The sequence below is a fragment of the Roseibium sp. AS2 genome (genome assembly GCF_038900065.1).
Classification (GTDB): Bacteria; Pseudomonadota; Alphaproteobacteria; order Rhizobiales; family Stappiaceae; genus Roseibium.
In genome coordinates this window covers 13,352-34,115 of record NZ_JBBMQN010000014.1, presented here as the reverse complement: position 1 = coordinate 34,115, position 20,764 = coordinate 13,352, and the positions used below count along the sequence as shown (strand labels likewise).

The window sequence follows — 20,764 nt, the reverse complement described above, 5'->3', positions numbered from 1 at the left end:
ACACGCAAGCATGCTTGCGTGTCGAGGCGCGGCAATTCGAAGAGCTTTTCTGACGGGGCTCAACTCGGTCGATTGCTGCGGGTGCGAACAGTGTTTCCTAAATCAAACCCGCATATAGGCGTCTGCTGCTGCGGTTTCTATGGTGCAATGCAAAAATATCTGCCCACCGCCACGACTGGCCGGTAATCGGGAGCAGAATTTCCGGCCAGACGCGCGTCTACGGAAAGCCCGCTTCAGCCGATTTCCCGGGCGTATGGCCGGGTCGGGCACTTGCCTCAAACACCACAGTGCATTTTTCCGGGAGCGCGTCGAAACAAGAAGTCATTTTGGCGTGAAAGGTTGTTCCAGAACAAAGAGAGCCCTGTTTTGTGCCGCTAAGCTCGCAACAATTGAGGCGGGCAAAGTAAAAAATGACAACCAGGACAGACATCGGCGTCTTTTGGGCAGGCTCAGTGCTCGTCCTGATCGCGAGCCTTCTGTTTGGCGTCGCCTCCGCGCAGGCGGAACCGCTCCTCACGAAGTTTCTGGATCGCGTCAGTGTCGGGGACATCGTTCCCGGTGCCACCGAGTATGGCGGGCTGCGCACGGATCTTCCCGTGGTCGAAGCCATGAAGGACGGCAAGCGCGTCGGTTACGTGTTTCTGACTTCCGACTTCGTGACGACCACCGGCTATTCCGGAAAGCCGATCCACACGCTGATGGGGGTCGACGAGGCTGCGAAGGTGACCGGGGTACGGCTGGTCAAGCATTCCGAACCGATTGTTCTGGTCGGCATTCCCGAAACAAAGATCACCGCCGTGACGGAAAAATATGCCGGTCTTGATCTCATCGCGGAAGCGGCCGCAGGCGGCTCGGCGCATGATCTCGATATCGTCTCCGGCGCCACCGTGACCATCATCGTCATCGACGATTCAATCGTCAGGGCAGGGTTGAAGGTCGCACGATCGCTCGGGCTGGGCGGTCTGGAGCCTGAACTGGAAGGGGCCGGCCCGACCAGGGCGCTCCTGATGCCCGGCGGCGGGGACGTCGCGGTCTCCGACTGGCAGACGCTTGCGGGCGACGGGTCCATCCGCAGCCTGCGGCTGGATGTCGGGCAAGTGAACGCAGCGTTCGAGGAAACCGGCGACCCCCGCGCCATCAAACGTCCTGAAAAAGGCGCGCCGGAAGACACGTTCATCGACATGCAGATGGCGCTGGTCAGCGCGCCCGAGATCGGCCGTTCCCTGCTCGGAGACGACGAATATGCCAACCTGCGCGCCTGGCTGGACGACGGCGACCAGGCTATTCTGGTGGCCGGGCGCGGCAAATATTCCTTCAAGGGATCCGGATATGTGCGCGGCGGCATCTTCGACCGCATTCAGCTGATCCAGGGCGACAGCTCGGTTCGTTTCAACGACAAGCAGCACCGGCGCATCGGCAAGCTCGCAGCGGAGGATGCGCCGTCTTTCACCGAACTCGACATCTTCAAGGTGCGTGCCGACAGCGGATTCGACCCGGCCGAACCGTTCCGGCTGCAGTTGCTGGTGCAGCGCGCCGTTGGCGCCATCGACAAGACCTTCATCACCTTCGATCTCGGATACAGGATCCCGGATCGCCACACCGAGAAACTCGCGGTTGAAACCGCCAGCGCCGCGAATCCGGAGATCCGGAGCGACGTCGCCGTCTCCGATACCAGCGAATTGAGCCATCTGTGGAAGCGGATCTGGCTCCAGAAGCGTCTCGAGGTCCTCTTTCTGGTGGCGGGACTGACCGTCCTGACCGGCGTGTTCTTTTTCCAGATGCAGGTCACCCGGCACGCACGCCTGACATACTGGTTCCGGATCGGCTTCCTGACATTCACCCTGGTCGGCCTCGGCTGGTTTGCCAATGCACAATTGTCGGTGGTCAATGTGCTGGCGTTTTTCTCGGCGGTCACCACCGGTTTTTCGTGGTCGGCTTTCCTGATGGATCCGCTGGTGTTCATTCTCTGGTTCTCTGTGGCCGCTTCGCTGCTGTTCTGGGGACGCGGCGTGTTTTGCGGCTGGCTCTGCCCGTTCGGAGCGCTTCAGGAACTGACCAACAAGATCGCCCGGTTTTTCAAGGTGCCGCAATACACCGTTCCCTGGGGGCTGCACGAGCGCCTGTGGCCGGTCAAATACATGATCTTCCTCGGTCTGTTCGGCCTGTCGCTCTATTCGCTCGAAATGGCGGAGCGCTACGCGGAAATCGAGCCGTTCAAGACAGCGATCATCCTGAAGTTCCAGCGTGGCTGGCCGTATGTCCTGTTCGCCGTCGTATTGCTCGGTGCGGGTCTGTTCATCGAACGGTTCTACTGCCGCTACCTGTGTCCGCTCGGCGCGGCGCTGGCGATACCCGCCCGGCTCAGAATGTTCGACTGGCTCAAGCGCTACAGGGAATGCGGCGACCCCTGCCAGCGCTGCGCCAGGGAATGCATGGTCCAGGCCATCCATCCCGAGGGAAACATCAATCCCAACGAATGCCACCAGTGTCTGCACTGCCAGGTCCTCTACCAGAGCGCCACAAAATGCCCCGTGTGCATCAAGAGAGAGGCCAGACGGGCGAAGTTCCGCAAGCAAAACCACCTTGATCCGATTGATCCCGCGTCAGCGGGCAAGGGGCCCCCGCCTGCGGGAACCCCGACGGCATCTCAAGCAGCAAACTGAGGAAACAGAAAATGTCAGCCGAAGAAACAAAACGCAGAGGCCTGTCACGGAGATCGCTGATGGCCGCGACAGCAGGTGGGGCGGTTCTGGCCGGCTCGGGGGTCGGATCGGGCCTTCTGAACGGGACGCTTGTAACCAGGGCCAATGCCGCCACTCCCGCCCTGAACCTTGAGCCGGGCGAACTCGATCCCTACTACGGGTTCTGGTCGTCCGGTCAGACCGGCGAACTGCGCATTCTGGGGTTCCCGTCCATGCGCGAGCTGATGCGCGTGCCGGTGTTCAACCGCTGTTCGGCGACCGGCTGGGGCCAGACCAACGAGAGCCTGAAGGTGCTCACCGAAGGGCTCACCGAGGAAACCAGGACCTTCCTGGCTGCCAAGGGCATGAAGACCTATGACAATGGCGATCTGCATCACCCGCATATGTCGTTCACCGACGGCACCTATGACGGACGTTTTATCTTCGCCAACGACAAGGCCAACACCCGGGTTGCCCGTATCCGTTGCGACGTCATGAAATGTGACAAGATCATCGAGATCCCGAACGCCCATGACATCCATGGCATGCGGCCGCAGAAATACCCGCGCACCGGCTATATTTTCGCCAATGGCGAACATGAGGCACCGCTGGTCAATGACGGCAAGGTCCTGGATGATCCGTCACAGTACGTGAACATCTTCACCGCCATCGACGGCGACGAGATGAAAGTGGCCTGGCAGGTCATGGTGTCTGGCAACCTCGACAACACCGACTGCGACTATCAGGGCAAATACGCCTTTTCGACGAGCTACAACTCGGAAATGGGCATGAACCTTGCCGAAATGACCGAGAGCGAACTCGACCACGTGGTGGTGTTCAACCTGAAGGCCATCGAGAAAGGCGTTGCCGAAGGCGACGTGCAGATGCTCAACGGCGTGGCGGTCATCGACGGCCGCAAGGGTCAGAACAAGAATTACACGCGCTACATTCCGATCCCGAACAGCCCCCACGGCGTCAATGCCGCGCCCGACAAGAAGCACATCATGATCGCCGGCAAGCTGTCGCCGACCGTGTCCGTGATCGATGTGACCAAACTCGACGCGCTCTTTGACGAGGACGCCGATCCGCGGTCCTGCATCGTCGCCGAACCCCAGCTCGGACTTGGCCCGCTTCACACCGCGTTCGACGGCAAGGGATTCGCGTTCACGACGCTGTTCCTCGACAGCCAGATCGTCAAGTGGGACATCGACAAGGCCGTGCGCGCCTACGCCGGCGAGGATGTCGATCCGATCGTCTCGAAGGTCGATGTGCATTACCAGCCCGGTCACAATTCCACCTCGATGGGCGAAACCGCCGAAGCCGATGGCGAATGGCTGATTTCGATGAACAAGTTTTCCAAGGACCGGTTCCTGAATGTCGGCCCGCTCAAGCCGGAAAACGAACAGATCATCGACATCTCCTCGGACGACATGAAGGTTGTCCATGACGGTCCGACCTTCGCCGAACCGCATGATGCCATCATCGTGCGTTCCGACATCGTCAACCCGGTGAATGTCTGGTCACGCGAGGACCCCATGTTCACCGATGCCTATGCCCAGGCGAAAGCCGATGGCGTCGACCTCGACTACGACGATGTCGTCATCGTCGACGGAGACAAGGTCCGTGTCTACATGACATCGGTCGCGCCGCAGTTCGGCCTTGAGAAATTCACGGTCAAGCAGGGTCAGGAAGTCACGGTCTATGTGACCAACCTCGACGATGTGGATGACGTGACCCACGGCTTCTGCATTTCCAACTACGGGGTTGCGATGGAAGTCGCGCCGCAGGCGACCGCCTCGGTCACCTTCACGGCGGACCGTCCGGGCGTTCACTGGTTCTATTGCCAGTGGTTCTGTCATGCGCTGCACATGGAAATGCGCGGACGCATGTTCGTCGAACCGCGCAACGTCTGAGGCAGCCAGGCCATGAACCCGATCGTCCGCGCAGTCACAGTGCTCCTCGGTCCCGTCCTCCTCGCGGGGGCGGCGCTTGCCGCCGATATCCGCGTCGAGCCGGGCCCCGGTGCGCTGGTGCGGGCGGTCGGCCTGGCCCGGCCCGGCGACCGTCTGTTGCTGGGCGAGGGAACCTACCGGGGCGGGCTGGTCCTGACGAGGCCGGTCAAGATCGCCGGCGGCGGCAAGGTCCATGTGGCCGGTACGGGCACAGGCTCGGTGATCACCATCGACGCACCGGATGTCGTCATCGAGGGCCTGAAACTGACGGGCTCGGGCACCTCGCACGAAACCATCGACAGCGCCGTGCGGATGACCAGGAAAGCCGACCGCGCCATCGTCCGCGACAACCGGATCGAAGACAATCTTTATGGCGTCGACATTCATGGTGCACGCGATGCCCTTGTCGAAGGCAACACCATAATCGGAGGCAGCGACAGGCTGATGAACCGGCGCGGCAATGGCGTCTATGTCTGGAACGCGCCCGGCGCGACCGTGACCGGCAACACGATACGCCAGGGCCGGGACGGGATTTTCGTCAACACCAGCCGAAAGAACACCTTCACCAACAACCGGTTCGAGAACCTGCGCTTCGCCATTCATTACATGAACGCCGACGACAGCACCGTTTCCGGCAACGTCTCGATCGGCAATCATATCGGCTACGCCATCATGTTTTCGAAGCGCGTGACCATCCGCGACAACATCTCGCTGAACGACCGGGATCACGGTGTCATGCTCAATTATGCCAACAACGCCCGTATCGAAGGCAACGCGGTGCTCGGCGGCGGGGAAAAGTGCCTGTTCGTCTACAATGCCAACAAGAACCTCATCACGGGCAACCGGATAGAAGGCTGTGAAATCGGGATCCATTTCACCGGCGGATCGGCGCGCAACGAGATTTCCGGAAATGCCTTCATCGGCAATCGGACCCAGATCAAGTTCGTCAGCACCCGGGATCATGTCTGGTCCGGCAACTACTGGAGCGATCACGCCGCCTATGACGTCAACGGAGACGGCATCGCCGACCAGGCTTTCCGTCCCAACGACACGATGGACCAGGTAATCTGGACCCAGCCCTCGGCGAAATTGCTCCTGGGAAGCCCGGCCGTGCAACTGGTCCGCTGGGCGCAAAGCGCGTTTCCGGCCCTTTTGCCCGGCGGTATCGTTGACGACCGGCCCCTGATGAAACCGCACGAATTGCCCGAAACCGCGCGCAACTGGAAGGCGTCCCTGCAATGAGCGAGATCGTGAAAGCCCGGGGCGTCAGCATGACATTCAAGGCGGTCGACGCCCTGACGAATGTCTCGATCGACGTTGCTCCCGGCGAACAGGTCGCTCTGCTTGGTCACAACGGCGCGGGCAAGACCACCCTGTTTCGCCTGATCCTCGGGTTCATCAGGCCGACAGCGGGTTCGATCTCGATCGCAGGCTTCGAGCCGGGGAGCAATCCGGCGCGGCGGACGGTTTCCTACCTGCCCGAGCAGGTCGCGTTCCCGAAAATGCTGACCGGACGCGAGGTCGTGCGCTTCTATGCCAGGCTCAAGGGGGCCGCCCTGAAGGACGTGCAGACGGTGCTCGACAAGGTCGACCTCGCCGACGCGGCGGACCGCCGGGTGGACACCTATTCGAAGGGCATGCGCCAGCGGCTCGGGATCGCGCAGGCGCTGGTCGGCAAACCGGAACTCTTGTTGCTTGACGAGCCGACATCCGGTCTCGACCCGCTGTCGCGCCAGCATTTTTATGAACTGATCGCCGACGTCGCCCGGCAGGGCGGCTCCGTGCTGCTGTCCTCGCACGGGCTCAGTGAACTGGAAGCCAGGACGGACAGGGTCGCGATTCTCCGGAAAGGCGAACTGGTCGCCAACGGCCCGCTGGCCGAACTCCAGCGTGAGGCCGACCTGCCGACCAGGATCCGCGTGCGGGCCGCGCCCGACGCGGTCGAGAGGGTCCATGCGGAAATCGGCGGCGGACGTATCAACTGCGCCTCGGTGGAACTCTTCTGCGCCCGTGACGACAAGATGCGCATCCTGTCCAGGATCAGCGGGCTTGGCGCGCAGGTCGAGGATGTCGAAGTCGCCGCGCCGACCCTGGACGAGGTCTACCGGCATTTCTCGAAGACCGGACCCTGCCAGGACCGGAGGAGGGAAGCATGATGCATGGCATTCTGACCATTGCCGCGACAGAAACACGTATCGGTCTGCGCAACCGCTGGATCATCCTGTCGTCTCTCATTCTTCTGGCCTTCGCGCTTATCCTGGTGCTTCTCGGCAGCGCTCCTGGCGGCGAGGTCAGGACCGATGGTGTCACCGTCGTGGTCGCGAGCCTGTCGACGCTTTCGGTCTATCTGGTGCCTCTGATCGCGTTGTTGTTGTCATTTGACGCCATTGCCGGCGAGATCGACCGCGGCACCTTGCAGCTTGTGCTGGCCAGCCCGGTCTCGCGCGGTGCCGTGCTTGTCGGCAAGTTTCTCGGTCATGTGAGCGTTCTGGGCATCGCCGTGAGCTTCGGCTACGGCATTGCCGGGTTGATCGCTTTTTTTGCCAATGGCGGCAGTGATGCAAGCGCCCTGACCGGTGTCGGCCGGCTGATCGCGAGCTCGGTGGTGCTGGGCGCGACGTTCATCGCCATCGGTTACATCGCCAGCGCCAGCGTGCGCCAGACCGGAACCGCGGCGGCGCTGGCGATCGCGATCTGGCTGTTTGCCGTGGTGCTCTATGATCTTGCGCTGCTCGGCGGCTTGCTGGCCAGTCAGGACGGCTTTTTCGCGCGCGACGTCTTCCCCTGGTTGCTGGTGCTGAACCCCGCCGATGCGTTCCGCCTCTATACCATGAGCGCGATCGACGCCGCGGCCATGGGCGGCAATCTGGGCAAGGGAGCGGGATCGGCACTGCCGCTCAACGGGCTTTCGGCCATGCTCAGCCCGGTCATCTGGACCGCGGTGGCGCTGGCGCTATCAACCTTCATACTCAAAAAGGTGCGGCCATGAAGAGGCGCATGAGGCTTGCGGCGATTGTCGCCGCGGCGATGGTCGTTTCCGCGTGCAACGAGCAGCAGGCCGGAACAGATGTGCCGCTGCCGGTCGCCCTGACCGAGGAAGCGGCCGGACACTACTGCAACATGACCATTCTGGAACATACGGGACCGAAGGCACAAATCTTCCTTGCCGGCTTTCCGCATCCCCTGTGGTTCAGCCAGGTGCGCGACGGCATTGCCTTCCTCCGCTCGCCGGAGGAGCACTTCGAAACCGTCGCCATCTATGTCAACGACATGGGCCGGGCGACCGACTGGGACTTTCCCGGTCAGGAGACCTGGATCGACGCGAAAACCGCCTGGTATGTCATCGGGTCCCGCAAGACGGGGGGAATGGGAACCCCCGAGGCCATCCCCTTCGGCAGCGAGCAGAGCGCATTCGCCTTCACGGCGGGCAATGGCGGCGAAGTGGTGCGGCTGGCGGAGATCTCTGACGCATATGTTCTGGGTCCCGTCGGGCTCGATAACGAAGCAACCAGCCTGGCTGCAGGAGCGGTCCAATGAAGCTCGATCGCCGCCGTTTCATCGGCATCACGGCCGGATGTCTTCTGGGCGCCCACCCTGTCCTTGCCTCCGGTGCCACGGGAGCGCGCTGGCGAGGGGGCGCGCTGGGCGCGCATGCCGACCTGCATTTGGTTGGTTTGCCGGCAATCGAGGCCGAAGGCCTTCTGCGCGCGGCTCGCGGCGAAATCGAGCGGCTTGAACGGCAGTTCAGTCTCTATCGCGCCGACAGCGCGCTGGTCCGGCTCAATGCGACCGGCATTCTGGAACAACCGGGACCGGACATGCTGGAACTGTGTTCGCTCGTGTCCACCGTCTTCCAGGCCAGTTCCGGGAGGTTCGATCCGAGCGTGCAACCGCTCTGGACGGCGTATGCCCGCGCCGGAGGAGCGCCGGATCGAAAGGCCCTGGCCGCCGCGCGCGCTGCAATCGGCTGGGACAGGGTCGATGTCACGGTGGACCGGATCCGGCTGGCGCCCGGAGCCGCCCTCACCTTCAACGGTATCGCGCAGGGTTTCATCACGGATCGTGTCGTCAGGTTGCTCAAGGCGCAGGGACTTGAGACCGGGCTGGTTTGCCTCGGAGAAATCGCCGCGGTCGGCGCCTCGCCCTCCGGCGGCGGATGGGCGGTCGGTCTGGCCGATCGCGAGGATCAGCCGGCCGATGCACGCATCCACTTGCAGGACAGGGCGGTGGCGACCTCAAGTTCTGACGGCACATTGTTCGGGGCCGGGCCCGCCGGACACATTCTCGACCCGGAGACCGGCACCGCCGCACCGGCGGACTGGCGACGGGTCAGCGTCATTCATCGTTCCGCCGCGTTGGCCGACGGACTGTCCACCGCGGCAGTTCTGGAAAACCCGACAGGATTGCGCGAGATGTCGAACCGGGTTCCCGGTGCGGAGATCCACGCGATCGCGCGCGACGGACATGACCTGATCCTCTGACCGGTGACCGCGGGCACGGCCTGGCGTGCAATCGGTTGCGCCGAATTGACCGGGATGCGCTATCGTGTAGGTTCGGGATCGGTCATTGGCACGCCTGCACCATCGGCACGCAGGATGCGGGGAGCAATCCAGCCAAGGTCGGTGCGCCGGGGCAGCTCCGTCAGGGCCGCCTCACGCGGGCGGGCCAATCTTGTCCGGATGCGCGTTTCGAAAGGCGTCGAGTTCCCCGCAGGCCCCGGCGGCACGCCGGATGCCCGGGAAGCCGGACACATCCACGCCCCAGCGGTCGGCGTTGTAGAGCTGCGGGATCAGGCAGCAATCGGCCATGGTGGGTGTTGTGCCGTGACAGAACGGGCCCTCGGAGCCATCGAGCAGGGTCTCGAAGGCGGTCAGTCCCTTGCCGATGAAATGACGCATCCAGGCGGCCTTGGTCTCGTCGCCGCCGCCGGCGAGGTCGGCGACATGTCTGACCACGCCGAGATTGCAGACCGGGTGGATCTCCATGGCGATCGCATGGGCCAGTTGCCGCACCCGGTATTGTCCGTCGACGGTCTCCGGCAGCAGGCGCGAGCCGGGCTGTGTCGCATGGAGATATTCGATGATGGCGAGCGACTGGGTCAGGGTCTGGCCGTCGACAATCAGCGCAGGCAGCAGGCCTTGGGGATTGAGCGCAAGATAGTCCGCGTCAAGATGAGCGCCGGTCAAGAGGTTGACGGGCCGGATCTCCGCTTCGAGACCGAGCAGGTTGAGCGCGATGCGCACCCGGTAGCTCGCCGACGACCGCCAGTAATCGTAAAGAACAATGTCTCGTGCCATGAATCCCTCCCGGACATGTGCCTGTCCACCGATAAACGAAATCGGCCGACAATTGGCAAGACGGATGTCCCGGACAGGAGACGGTCCGGCCGCGCAGGCGAGGACCGGCGCGACTCTAGCGCAGGGCGAGGCCGAACGGCAATTGTTCCTGCGCGTTGCGGTACCACCGGATGATCTGCCTGCGCTCGTCCTCTTCCATGAAGGAGACATTGGCCGGGGGCATGGCGTTGGTGACGCCGGCCTGCAGATAGATCTCCTTGGCGGCGCGGGCGATGTCGGCCCGGGTCTCCAGAAGAACGCCCTTCGGCGCCCAGTGGATGCCTTCGTGGAAGGGCTCGCGCGCGTGGCACATGCCGCAGCGGCCCGGCACGATCGCAAGAACATCGTCAAAGCCGTCGGCATCGGCGAAGACCTGTTGAACCGGCGTCAGTGCGCGGGCGTCGGAGGCCTCCCAGCTGTCCTGCTGCAGTGGCGCCAGGGAGAGCTGGATGACGGCAACGAACAGGATGGCGGTGACGAGCCAGGTCCAGGTCGGTGCGGGTGCGCCGGTGTGTTTGGTATTGAAATAATGCCGGATGGAGACGCCCATCAGGAACACCAGCGCGGCGATCAGCCAGTTGTATTCGGAAGCGAAGGCGAGCGGATAGTGATTGCTCAGCATCAGGAACACGACTGGCAGCGTCAGGTAGTTGTTGTGGGTCGAGCGCAGCTTGGCGATCTTGCCGTATCTGGGGTCCGGCGTACGTCCGGCCTTCAGGTCGGCCACCACGATCTGCTGGTTCGGAATGATGATGAAGAACACGTTGGCGGTCATGATCGTCGCGGTGAAGGCGCCCAGGTGCAGCATGGTCGCCCGGCCGCTGAAGATCTCGTTGTAGCCGTAGCCCATGGCCACCAGCAGGGCGAACAGCAGCAGCATCAGAAGGGTCGGGCTTTCGCCGAGGCGCGACTTGCACAGCCGGTCATAGACCAGCCAGCCGATGGTGAGCGATCCGGCGGATATCAGGATCCCCTGCCACAGGGAGAGATCGGCCTTGGCCGGATCGAGCAGGTAGAGTTCGCCGCCGACCCAGTAGACGATCATCAGCAGCGCCGCACCGGACAGCCAGGTCGAATAGCTTTCCCATTTGAACCAGATCAGGTGCTCGGGCATGTTTTCCGGCGCCACCAGGAACTTGCGGATGTGATAGAAACCGCCGCCGTGGACCTGCCATTCCTCGCCGTGGGCCCCCTTGGGAAGATCCGGCGCCTTGCGCAGGCCCAGATCCAGCGCGACGAAATAGAACGACGACCCGATCCAGGCCATCGCCGTGATCACGTGCAGCCAGCGCACGGCCAGGGCAATCCAGTCCCAAATGATGGCGATGTCCAGCATGTCACCCTCTCTTGTCAGTCCGCCGTTGAAGCTAGCCCATGCAATAATTTTCTGGTATCTCGGCATAATCCCGAGCAGTTTCAAAAAAACCGGAACAATCTCCCGCCGCGACCGAAAGTCCAGATGGCCTATCTTGAAAACATACGGACCTTCCTGCGTGTCTACGAACTGGGAAACATGTCCGCGGCGGCGCGTGACCTGCGGATCTCCTCCGCTGTTGCGTCGTCCCGGATTTCCCAGTTGGAAGAGCATCTGAACGTGCGCCTGTTCCAGCGCACCACCCGTGCTCTCAGTCCGACAGAGCATGGCAATTTGTTCTACCGCGGCGCAACAAAAATAATCGAGGCGGTCGAGGAGGCGGAAGCCGAGATCAGCACGGTGACGCGGTCGCCGCGCGGCACGCTGTTTGTCGCCGCGCCCATCGGCATGGGCCAGCGCCTGATCGCCCCGGCGATTCCGGCCTTCAAGCAGGCCAATCCCCTGATCGATATTCGCCTGCGCCTGTCGGACAGGAAGGTCGATCTGACCGGCGAGGGCCTGGACGCGGCTTTTTTCCTCGGGCTGCCGGAAGATTCCAACCTCAAGATCCGCAAGATCGCGGATTGCAGCCGGACCTTGTGCGCAGCGCCGGACTATCTCGCCCGCAAGGGCAAGCCGGACACCATTGATGAGCTGGCCTCAGGCGGCCACGATTGCCTGAACATGCGCTATCCCGGCGCACCGGAGTTCCAGTGGCCGCTGCAGACCGACGCTGGCGTGAAGCGGGTGGCGGTCACCGGACCGTTCGAATCCGATCATGGCGATGTCCTGACCGGTTGGGCCCTGGAAGGGCATGGCATTATCCTGAAACCTGTCTTCGAGGTGGCCGAATATCTTGCCGACGGAAGGCTGGTGCGGGTCCTGGAAACCGCGCCGCCGGTCCCGGTGCAGATGGCATGTCTTTATCCGCACCGCCGGCATCAGGATCCGAAGGTCCGTCTGTTTCTGGATTTCATGGTCGCCCATATACACAAGTCGCTGGCCGGAGCGACGTGAGCCGATTTGGGCAACAGGCTATCGGACTTGAACCCGGGTCGCTTCAGGCGGCACTGCGGTGGCCGTCGGAGAAGATGGCCTGGTCCCGTCCCCGCTGCTTGGCCTGGTAGAGTGCCTGGTCCGCTTCGTGCAGGGCATCCTCGAAGGTCGTCGCGGCAAGCCGAAACTCATGGGCGCCTGCGCTGGCGGTAACGGAAATGGTCGATCCCTTGACCTCGATGGACAGCTCCCGGATGGAAGTCAGCAGCCTGTCCAGCGCCGTTCTGGCCTGGGCGGCCGTGGTGTTCGTCATGTAGACGCCGAACTCCTCGCCGCCAAGCCGCGACACGATATCGCTTTTCCGGCACATTTGCTTGAGAAGACCTGCGAATTGCTCCAGCGCGGCATCGCCGGCCGCATGCCCCATTGTGTCGTTGACCGATTTGAAGTGATCGATGTCGAGAATGACAAGGGTGCCGATCTGATGGGTTTCCGCCGAAGTGCGCATGTCCTTCATCTGGCTGGTGAAGGCGCGTCTGTTCAGAAGTCCCGTCAGGAAATCGTTGTTGGCGGCTTTTTCGAGTTCCTGCTCGGTGTGGAACAAGCGCTTTTCCCGCTCAAGAAGCGTGCCGAAAATCAATGTGCTCACGAAATAATAGGGCAACAGGAAAGGCAGCACCGCGACGAACAGATGCAGGGCGACGTCCACCGGCAAGGCCAGGACTGCCGCAAAACTGAGAGGAAGAGCCAGACCCAGGATCGCCAGGTTTCGAAACTTGCCGCGCTTTTCTGCCGGAACCCGGTAGTGCCAGGCCAGGCCGATTGCCGCGGACAGCAGCACACCCAGGGCTCCGGTCGGTGCGCCAATCCCGCCCAGCCACAGTCTGTAACCGCCGGCGATGGCACCGGTTATCACAGCGGGCAGGGGGCCGCCGAATGCGGCGGAGACGGCAACGAAAACCGTTCTGCCGTCGATCTGCACACCTTCGGCAATCGTTGTCGGTGAACTCATGGCGACCATGCTGCCGAAACCCATGATCAGCCCGGTCAGAATCTTCTGGGCGACAGGGGGCAGGGCACTGCGTTTCACGGATCCGTAGAAGAACGAAAGCAGCGTCAAAAGCCCCAGGGCGTTGATCAGACTGACAATTGGTCCACCCATTGATTTGCAGGCTCCAGATTTTTCGCAATGCCACATACAAGTAACGAACAATACTTATCTGACGCTTGCATAGATAACAAATTGCATTTATGCGAAAATACGAAAATTTTTATTAAAGCTATAGATAAGTCAGGCTTTTTCCACCACGTCAGGGTGTGCTGTGGATTGTTGCCACAGATGTATTTTCAAGGTGAAATGCGGTGACTGACCTTCAGGACGCCACAGCAGGATTGCAGGAAAATTTTTGAAAGAGTGTCAGGCACAACCACAAGTCATGAATGCCGGCAGAGACCCTTTCAAGGTAACGCCGGACTGGCCTTGACAGGGTGCCGCCGCAGGCCAGGCAAGTGGTTTCACCCCAATTACATTGAGCGTATCCTCCTGAGGGCACGGGTCGCAAGCGAACAAACATCGCTGCCCTGCCGCCGCAGACCGGATGCCCGAGAGCAGAAAACAAGCCCATGAGCCTCGATCACGTCGTTGCCGCATTGCAGTCCTGGGCCACGATTGCCTTCAGCTACCTGACTGCACCCTGGTTTGCCTATCAGGTGATCATCATCGCCGTCCTCTACGCGCTGGCGAAAGCCGTGAGCCAGCGTGTCGAGCCGCGCCTTGAGGCGCGGGCACGGGAAATCAGGGGACATCCGGGACTGCTCAGGGTGGTGATCGCCCTGCTTCGGCGGGTCGAATGGATTTCGTGCTGCGCTTCTGGATCCACGACCCGCAACAGGGCCTCACCAACATCCGCGGCAAGGTGCTGCTGGCGCTTTGGGATACGTTCAAGGAAAACGGGATTGCCATTCCCTATCCGCATAGGGAAGTGATCTTGAAACGGGAGTTGGGTCCGGAAACCGCAGCCGCTGCCTTCACAAAGGCACGGCAAGGGAACCTGGAAGACTAGATCAGCGGGCGTCAAGCCGGAAACGGGTTGCCGCCCAAACGCCAATTGGTTTCTATGCTCGAGCGCAGGCGGCGCCTTGCACCTCAACTCCCCCGATACGTCGAATACCCGTAGGGCGAGACCAGCAGCGGCACGTGGTAGTGGGTGTCTTCGGCCATGCCGAAGCGCAGCGGCACCTGGTCGAGGAATTTCGGCTCCGGCAGGGCAATCCCGGCGGCGTCGAAATAGGCGCCGGCGTGGAACACCAGCTCATAGGTGCCGGTCCTGAATTCGCTTTCGGGCAGGATCGGTCCGTCGGTGCGGCCGTCGTCGTTGGTGACGAGGCTGCGCACAAAGGTGCGGGTGTCGCCTGAAATTGCATAAAGATCGATCTTTATGCCCTTTCCCGGGCAGCCGAGGGCGGTGTCGAGCACGTGGGTTGTCAGGTAACCGGCCATCCGGGGCTCCTTCAAGAAACATGGGTTGTGCGCATGATGCAGGCATGCCCTGATAAGGAGCACCTGCCGTTCTCCGAAAGCACTTTCTGAAAAGACAAGAAAGTCAGCGGCATTATACTGATTTATAAGAAGACGACATACACGCCGCTGACCGGGGCACGGTTCTTGCCAGGGTCAACGCGGTTTGTATCAGCAGGAGAGCCGCCTTGAAACGTTATTCCCGCAACATGCGTGGCCATGGCCAGACGCCGCCGGACCCGAAATGGCCGGGCGGGGCGAAGGTCGCGGTTCAGTTCGTGCTGAATTACGAGGAAGGCGGCGAGAACTGCGTTCTGCATGGGGATGCCGCCTCCGAGGCATTTCTGTCGGACATTCCAGGGGCCGCCCAGTGGCCGGGCCAGCGTCACTGGAACATGGAATCCATCTATGAATATGGCGCGCGCGCCGGCTTCTGGCGCCTGCATCGCCTGTTCACCCGGGCCGGCATCCCGCTGACGATCTACGGTGTTGCCACGGCTCTGGCGCGCAACCCGGAACAGGTCGAGGCGATGAAGGACGCCGGCTGGGAAATTGCCAGCCACGGCCTGAAATGGGTTGAACACAAGGACATGCCGGAGGAAGAGGAGCGCGCGGCCATCGCCGAGGCGGTCCGCCTGCACACCGAGGTTGTCGGCGCGCGTCCGCGCGGCTGGTACACCGGCCGCTGTTCGCAAAACACGGTCCGTCTCGCCGCCGAGGAAGGCGGTTTTGCCTATGTCTCGGACACCTATGACGACGATCTGCCCTATTGGCTGGACGTGGACGGCCGCGACCAGTTGATCATTCCCTATACGCTCGAAGCCAACGACATGCGCTTCGCCACCGCGCCGGGCTGGACCGATGGCGAGGATTTCTTCAACTACCTCCGCAATGCGTTCGATGTCCTCTATGAGGAAGGCGGCACGGACACGCCGAAGATGATGTCGATCGGCCTGCACTGCCGCCTTGTCGGCCGCCCGGGCAAGATCGCGGCGCTGAAGAAATTCATTGATCATATCCAGAATTTCGACGACGTCTGGTGCCCGCGCCGGATCGAGATCGCCGAACATTGGGAACAAACCCATCCGCCGCAAAAAGGCCTCCGGCCCAGCCGGATGGAGAAGGCGGAGTTCGTGTCGGCCTTCGGCGGTATCTTCGAACACTCCCCCTGGATCGCGGAGCGCGCCTTCGATCTGGAACTCGGCCCGGCGCACGATTGCGCCGCCGGGGTCCACAATGTGCTGTGCCGGGTCTTCCGCACGGCCGGCGCGGCGGAGCGTCTCGGTGTCCTGAACGCGCATCCGGATCTCGCCGGCAAGCTGGCGCAGGCCGGCCGGCTGACTTCGGAAAGCACCAACGAGCAGGCCAGTGCCGGTCTCGACATGCTGACCGATGAAGAACGTGAGACCTTCACGAAGCTCAACACCGCCTATGTCGAAAAGCACGGCTTTCCGTTCATCATCGCCGTGCGGGATCACACCAAGGCATCGATCATGGAGGCCTTCCGGCGCCGGATCGACAACGGCGGGGAAGCGGAACTCGAGGAAGCCTGCCGCCAGGTCGAGCGCATTGCGCGGTTCCGGCTCGGGGATCTGCTGCCTTGAGCCGTATCCTCCGCCCGATGCCGCTGACGGCAGAAGCCTTCACCGCCTATGGCGACGTGATCGAGATCGCGGGGGCGCCCGACAAGGTCATCAATCAGGGCATGTGCGGCCGCCATCACGACCTGGCGCATCTCGATTTCGGCACGGGCAAGGCGGGCATCAGCCTGTTCGACGCAAAGGCCCGCAGTCTTCCCCATACCGTCGACATGGTCGAACGCCACCCGGAAGGCAGTCAGGCGTTCGTGCCGCTGGACGGCGTGCCGATGCTGATCGTCGTCGCCGACGACCTTGCCGGCCACCCGGTCGATCTCAAGGCTTTCATCAGTGGACCCGGCCAGTCCATCAATCTTTTCCGCGGCACCTGGCATGGCGTCCTGGCGCCTCTCGGCAAGGCCGGGCGTTATGCCGTCGTGGACCGTATCGGGGCGGGAACCAATCTGGAGGAACATTGGTTTCCCGAACCCTGGATCGTGGAGGCGTCCGGTCCGGACTCTGGCCCGGACTAGCCTTCCAGCAAGGACGACTTTCGCCCGTGGAACGAGGTGGCGGCGTCCGAATACCTTCAGAGGAGCAGATATGTCTCATTCGTCGATCGGAACCGCGGAACAGCTCCGCGATCCCAACTTTACACCTCCCATGCACAAGGCGATCCCGCTGGGCATCCAGCATGTGCTGGCGATGTTCGTCTCCAACGTGACCCCGGCGATCATCATCGCCGGCGCCGCGGGCTTCGGCTTCGGGTCCAATTCTCCCGACTTTCCCGAGTTGCTGTACCTCATCCAGATGTCGATGGTGTTCGCCGGGATCGCCACGCTGCTTCAGACCGTGACGCTGGGTCCGGTCGGCGCGGGCCTGCCGATCGTCCAGGGCACGTCCTTTGCGTTCCTGCCGATCATGATCCCGCTTGTCGCCGGCAAGGGGGTCGACGGACTGGCCGCCCTGTTCGGCGGTGTGATCATCGGCGGGGTCTTCCACGCCGCGCTCGGTCTCTTCATCGGCAAGATACGCTTTGCACTGCCGCCTCTGGTAACGGGCCTGGTGGTAACCATGATCGGTCTGGCGCTGGTCAAGGTCGGCATCCAGTATGCGGCCGGCGGCGTCCCTGCCATCGGCAAACCGGAATACGGCTCCCTGCTCAACTGGTCGGCCGCGCTGGTGGTGATTGTCGTGACCCTCGGGCTGAAATTCTTCGCCAGGGGCATGCTGTCGATTTCCGCCGTCCTGCTCGGCCTCATTGTCGGCTATCTGTTTGCACTCGCGACCGGCATGCTGACATTCGGCACCATTTCCGGTTCCTGGTCGAACGCGGCCGTCTTCGCCCTGCCGCAGCCGTTCAAATACGGCTTCGAGTTCTCGCTGGCGGCGGTGATCGGCTTCTGTCTGATGGCCTTCGTCTCCGCGGTCGAAACCGTCGGCGACGTCTCCGGAATTGCGAAGGGCGGTGCCGGCCGTGAGGCCACAGACAAGGAAATCGCCGGCGCGACCTATGCCGACGGGATCGGCACGGCCATCGCCGGGTTCTTCGGCGGCCTGCCGAACACGTCCTTCAGCCAGAACGTCGGCCTGATCGCCATGACCGGCGTCATGAGCCGTCACGTGGTCACGATCGGCGCGATTTTCCTGATCGTCTGCGGTCTCGTTCCCAAGGTCGGCTCGGTCATCCGCACCGTGCCCATCGAGGTGCTCGGCGGCGGCGTGATCGTGATGTTCGGCATGGTCGTGGCGGCGGGCATTTCCATGCTGTCGGACGTCAACTGGAACCGGCGCAACATGGTGATCTTCGCCATCTCGCTCTCCATCGGCCTCGGCCTGCAACTGGAGCCGGGTGCCCTGCAGCACGTGCCGGACACGGCCCGCATCCTGCTCACCAGCGGCCTGCTGCCGGCCGCAGCGATTGCCATCGTGCTCAACCTGGTGCTGCCGCAGGACCTGTCCGGCGAATCCACCGAGGAAGTCTCCGGCGGTCTTGCCGGACACGGCAAGGGCTCCCTGCCGAAAGACGGGGCGGCCTGACACCGCGTATTTGAAAATATCGGAAGGGCCGCGCGAGCGGCCCTTTTTTACTTGAGTTGTTCACTCTCGCCTGTTTCTGGGCAAGGTCGTGTTCCCCACCCCTCCCCACAAGGGGGAGGGGGGCCTGGCCCTGCCGTCCCCGAAGCATTGCCACGTCCTGACGACCCATGGCGCTGAATTGGTAACCTGCCGTAATCGGCATGCGGGGACAGTCCCCTTCCCCCTTGTGGGGAAGGGTCAGGGATGGGGGTGAACCGCAACGCGGTTGGAAGGGCATCTCCACATGCAAACGCGGACCTTGAGACCTACCGCCCCGCCATCCGCCGCGCCACGTCGATCATGCGCGCCGAGAACCCCCATTCGTTGTCGTACCAGCCGAAGATCCGCACCTGCCGGTCCCCGGTCTCGAGCGTTTCGGGCAGAGCGATCACGAGGGATTCCGAACGCGCGCGCATGTCCGTCGAGACAACCCGGTCCTGCGTGAAGCCGATGACCGGATTGTCGGCGAAAAGCGCCTGAAGAAAGTCGTTGGCGGGCGCGCCGAACGGCCTGGCCAGCATCAGCGTCAGGTCGACGGCGGACACGCTGATGGCGGGCACACGCACGGCGGCGCCGGATATCTTGCCCTCGAGTTGCGGCAGCACCTTGCCGAGCAGCTTGGTGGCGCTTGTCGTGGTCGGCACCATGGAGACCCCGCCCGCCCGGCTGCGTTCCAGCGGGCCGCGCGGGGCATCCACCATCGGCTGGCTGCCGGTGTAGCAGTGGATCGTCGTCATGTGCCCGGTCTCGATGCCGATGGCCTCATTGAGACCGCGCAGCAGCGGGGCAAGCGCATTGGTGGTGCAGGACCCGTTGGAAACGATCTGGTGGCTGCCGAGCCGGTCCTCGTTCGCCCCGAGCACAAGCGTGATGTCCGCCGCCGACGACGGGCCGGAAATCAGCACGTTGGCGGCTCCGGCCAGAACACCGCGTTCCGCGACATTGCGGGCGTCCGCCTTGCCGGTGCATTCCAGAACGACATCAACATCCGAAAGATCGAGCCGGGACAGGTCGGGCTCGGCGGAAAACGGCATGATCCGGCCGTCCACGGTCAGGGTGCCGTCGCCCGCTGTCACTTCGCCGGGCCAGGGGCCGAAGACGCTGTCATACTTGAAAAGATAGGCGCAGGTCTCCAGTGGCGCGATGTCGTTGATCCGCACCACTTCAATCCGGTCTGTTTCCCGGAGCTGGAGAACCTGACGCAGCACGGTCCGGCCGATCCGGCCGAACCCGTTGATGACGATCCGCATTTTCATGTGTCCGGTTTGACGATCCGTGCCCTTGCAGTTCAGGGCTGATGGGCAAGGGGTAGCACCGGGCACCGGTGCAGATCTTCAATTTTATTGTCCCCTGGGACAATTCCGTCGTGGGGCCGGGGCAGCGGCGATCAGGTCCGCAGCTTCATGTGACGGTTGACGTCCTTGTAGAGCAGGTAGCGGAACGGCCCGGGACCGCCGGCATAACAGGCCTGCGGGCAGAAGGCGCGCAGCCACATGTAATCGCCGGCCTCGACCTCGACCCAGTCCTGATTGAGCCTGTAGACCGCCTTGCCTTCCAGCACATAGAGACCGTGCTCCATGACATGGGTTTCGGCGAAGGGAATGACGGCGCCCGGCTGAAAGGTGACGATGGTGACATGCATGTCATGGCGCAGGTCCTGCGGGTCGACAAAACGGGTTGTCGCCCATTTGCCGTCGGTGCCGGGCATGGCAGACGGGGTGACCTCGTCTTCGTGGGTGACGAAGAAATCCGGCCGGTCGAGGCCCTCGACGGGTTCATAGGCCTTGCGCACCCAGTGGAACCGGACCGGGTCGGAACCCGGGTTGCTGAAGGTCCATCCGGTCTGCGGCGGCAGGTAGGCGTAGCTGCCCGGACGCAGGTCGAAGCTTTGGCCGCCGGCCGTCAGGGTCGCGGTGCCCTCCACGACAAAGAGCACACCTTCCGCCGCCGGGTCCGATTCGGGACGGTCCGATCCGCCACCGGGCGACACTTCCATGATGTACTGGGAAAAGGTCTCGGCAAAGCCGGACAGCGGCCGTGACAGAACCCACAGCCGTGTCTTGTCCCAGAAGGGCAGCAGGCTCGTGACGATGTCCCGCATCGTGCCCTTCGGAATAACGGCATAGGCCTCTGTAAACACGGCGCGGTCGGTCAGCAATGTGTCCTGACCCGGATGGCCGCCTTTGGGTGCGTAGTAGGTACGGGGTCCGTCGGACTGGGTCACGGGCAACCTTTCTGGATCGAAACCGGGTATCGCAGAGTATGGCGTGC

Annotated in this window: 17 protein-coding genes and 1 pseudogene; 12 read left to right on the top strand and 6 right to left on the bottom strand. The window is 62.7% G+C overall.

Going from position 1 to position 20,764, the window contains the following annotated elements:
- Positions 1 to 410: 410 nt before the first annotated feature.
- The 7 genes from WNZ15_RS25855 to WNZ15_RS25825 are packed head-to-tail and all read left to right on the top strand — an operon-like array spanning position 411 to position 9,114.
- Positions 411 to 2,663, top strand: a complete 2,253-nt coding sequence (locus tag WNZ15_RS25855; protein WP_342895934.1) for a 4Fe-4S binding protein — start codon at positions 411 to 413, stop codon at positions 2,661 to 2,663.
- Between the two features lie 11 nt (positions 2,664 to 2,674).
- Positions 2,675 to 4,594, top strand: a complete 1,920-nt coding sequence (gene nosZ / locus WNZ15_RS25850) for a TAT-dependent nitrous-oxide reductase (RefSeq protein WP_342895933.1) — start codon at positions 2,675 to 2,677, stop codon at positions 4,592 to 4,594.
- A 12-nt stretch (positions 4,595 to 4,606) separates the two neighbouring features.
- Entirely contained in the window at positions 4,607 to 5,875 is a 1,269-nt protein-coding gene (locus WNZ15_RS25845; RefSeq protein ID WP_342895932.1) for a nitrous oxide reductase family maturation protein NosD, read from the top strand.
- On the top strand, positions 5,872 to 6,789 hold the full coding sequence (locus WNZ15_RS25840; protein WP_342895931.1) for an ABC transporter ATP-binding protein: 918 nt from the start codon (positions 5,872 to 5,874) through the stop codon (positions 6,787 to 6,789). The genes WNZ15_RS25845 and WNZ15_RS25840 overlap by 4 nt, the downstream gene beginning before the upstream one ends.
- Complete coding sequence (locus WNZ15_RS25835) at positions 6,786 to 7,622, top strand: ABC transporter permease subunit (RefSeq protein ID WP_342895930.1); 837 nt, start codon at positions 6,786 to 6,788, stop codon at positions 7,620 to 7,622. Before WNZ15_RS25840 ends, WNZ15_RS25835 begins: the two co-directional genes overlap by 4 nt.
- The gene (locus WNZ15_RS25830; protein ID WP_342895929.1) at positions 7,619 to 8,170 is read left to right on the top strand and encodes a nitrous oxide reductase accessory protein NosL; all 552 of its coding nucleotides are present in this window, start codon (positions 7,619 to 7,621) and stop codon (positions 8,168 to 8,170) included. Before WNZ15_RS25835 ends, WNZ15_RS25830 begins: the two co-directional genes overlap by 4 nt.
- Positions 8,167 to 9,114 (top strand): FAD:protein FMN transferase, encoded by a 948-nt coding sequence (locus WNZ15_RS25825; protein WP_342895928.1) that lies wholly within the window; start codon positions 8,167 to 8,169, stop codon positions 9,112 to 9,114. The genes WNZ15_RS25830 and WNZ15_RS25825 overlap by 4 nt, the downstream gene beginning before the upstream one ends.
- 171 nt (positions 9,115 to 9,285) lie before the next feature.
- Here the strand turns inward: WNZ15_RS25825 and maiA are convergent, their stop codons facing one another.
- A complete protein-coding gene (gene maiA / locus WNZ15_RS25820; protein WP_342895927.1) occupies positions 9,286 to 9,930 on the bottom strand; it encodes a maleylacetoacetate isomerase in 645 nt (214 codons plus the stop codon).
- Between the two features lie 115 nt (positions 9,931 to 10,045).
- Complete coding sequence (locus tag WNZ15_RS25815) at positions 10,046 to 11,305, bottom strand: urate hydroxylase PuuD (RefSeq protein WP_342895926.1); 1,260 nt, start codon at positions 11,303 to 11,305, stop codon at positions 10,046 to 10,048.
- Between the two features lie 123 nt (positions 11,306 to 11,428).
- On the opposite strand from WNZ15_RS25815, the gene WNZ15_RS25810 reads away from it, so the two are divergent.
- Positions 11,429 to 12,340 carry a LysR family transcriptional regulator gene (locus WNZ15_RS25810; protein ID WP_342895925.1) on the top strand — a complete coding sequence of 304 codons (912 nt, stop codon included), beginning with the start codon at positions 11,429 to 11,431 and terminating at the stop codon, positions 12,338 to 12,340.
- A gap of 43 nt (positions 12,341 to 12,383) precedes the next feature.
- Here the strand turns inward: WNZ15_RS25810 and WNZ15_RS25805 are convergent, their stop codons facing one another.
- Positions 12,384 to 13,481, bottom strand: a complete 1,098-nt coding sequence (locus tag WNZ15_RS25805; RefSeq protein ID WP_342895924.1) for a diguanylate cyclase — start codon at positions 13,479 to 13,481, stop codon at positions 12,384 to 12,386.
- A gap of 688 nt (positions 13,482 to 14,169) precedes the next feature.
- Between WNZ15_RS25805 and WNZ15_RS25800 the strand changes: the two are divergent.
- Positions 14,170 to 14,382, top strand: a pseudogene (locus tag WNZ15_RS25800) (mechanosensitive ion channel family protein); the annotation flags it as partial.
- Between the two features lie 83 nt (positions 14,383 to 14,465).
- On the opposite strand, the gene uraH reads toward WNZ15_RS25800, so the two are convergent.
- A complete protein-coding gene (gene uraH / locus WNZ15_RS25795) occupies positions 14,466 to 14,819 on the bottom strand; it encodes a hydroxyisourate hydrolase (RefSeq protein ID WP_342895923.1) in 354 nt (117 codons plus the stop codon).
- Positions 14,820 to 15,046: 227 nt separating this feature from the next.
- Here uraH and puuE point away from each other — a divergent pair, with 227 nt between their 5' ends.
- From puuE to WNZ15_RS25780, 3 genes are all read left to right on the top strand, one after another.
- Positions 15,047 to 16,441, top strand: coding sequence for an allantoinase PuuE (gene puuE, locus WNZ15_RS25790; protein ID WP_342895935.1), 1,395 nt, complete (start codon positions 15,047 to 15,049; stop codon positions 16,439 to 16,441).
- Positions 16,438 to 16,947 carry an ureidoglycolate lyase gene (locus WNZ15_RS25785; RefSeq protein ID WP_342895922.1) on the top strand — a complete coding sequence of 170 codons (510 nt, stop codon included), beginning with the start codon at positions 16,438 to 16,440 and terminating at the stop codon, positions 16,945 to 16,947. Before puuE ends, WNZ15_RS25785 begins: the two co-directional genes overlap by 4 nt.
- A 70-nt stretch (positions 16,948 to 17,017) precedes the next feature.
- Entirely contained in the window at positions 17,018 to 18,454 is a 1,437-nt protein-coding gene (locus WNZ15_RS25780; protein WP_342895921.1) for a nucleobase:cation symporter-2 family protein, read from the top strand.
- A gap of 305 nt (positions 18,455 to 18,759) precedes the next feature.
- Here WNZ15_RS25780 and WNZ15_RS25775 read toward each other — a convergent pair whose 3' ends face one another.
- Positions 18,760 to 19,743: a glyceraldehyde 3-phosphate dehydrogenase NAD-binding domain-containing protein gene (locus WNZ15_RS25775; protein WP_342895920.1), complete on the bottom strand. Its 984-nt coding sequence runs from the start codon at positions 19,741 to 19,743 to the stop codon at positions 18,760 to 18,762.
- Between the two features lie 137 nt (positions 19,744 to 19,880).
- On the bottom strand, positions 19,881 to 20,717 hold the full coding sequence (locus WNZ15_RS25770) for a bifunctional allantoicase/(S)-ureidoglycine aminohydrolase (protein ID WP_342895919.1): 837 nt from the start codon (positions 20,715 to 20,717) through the stop codon (positions 19,881 to 19,883).
- Positions 20,718 to 20,764: the final 47 nt, after the last annotated feature.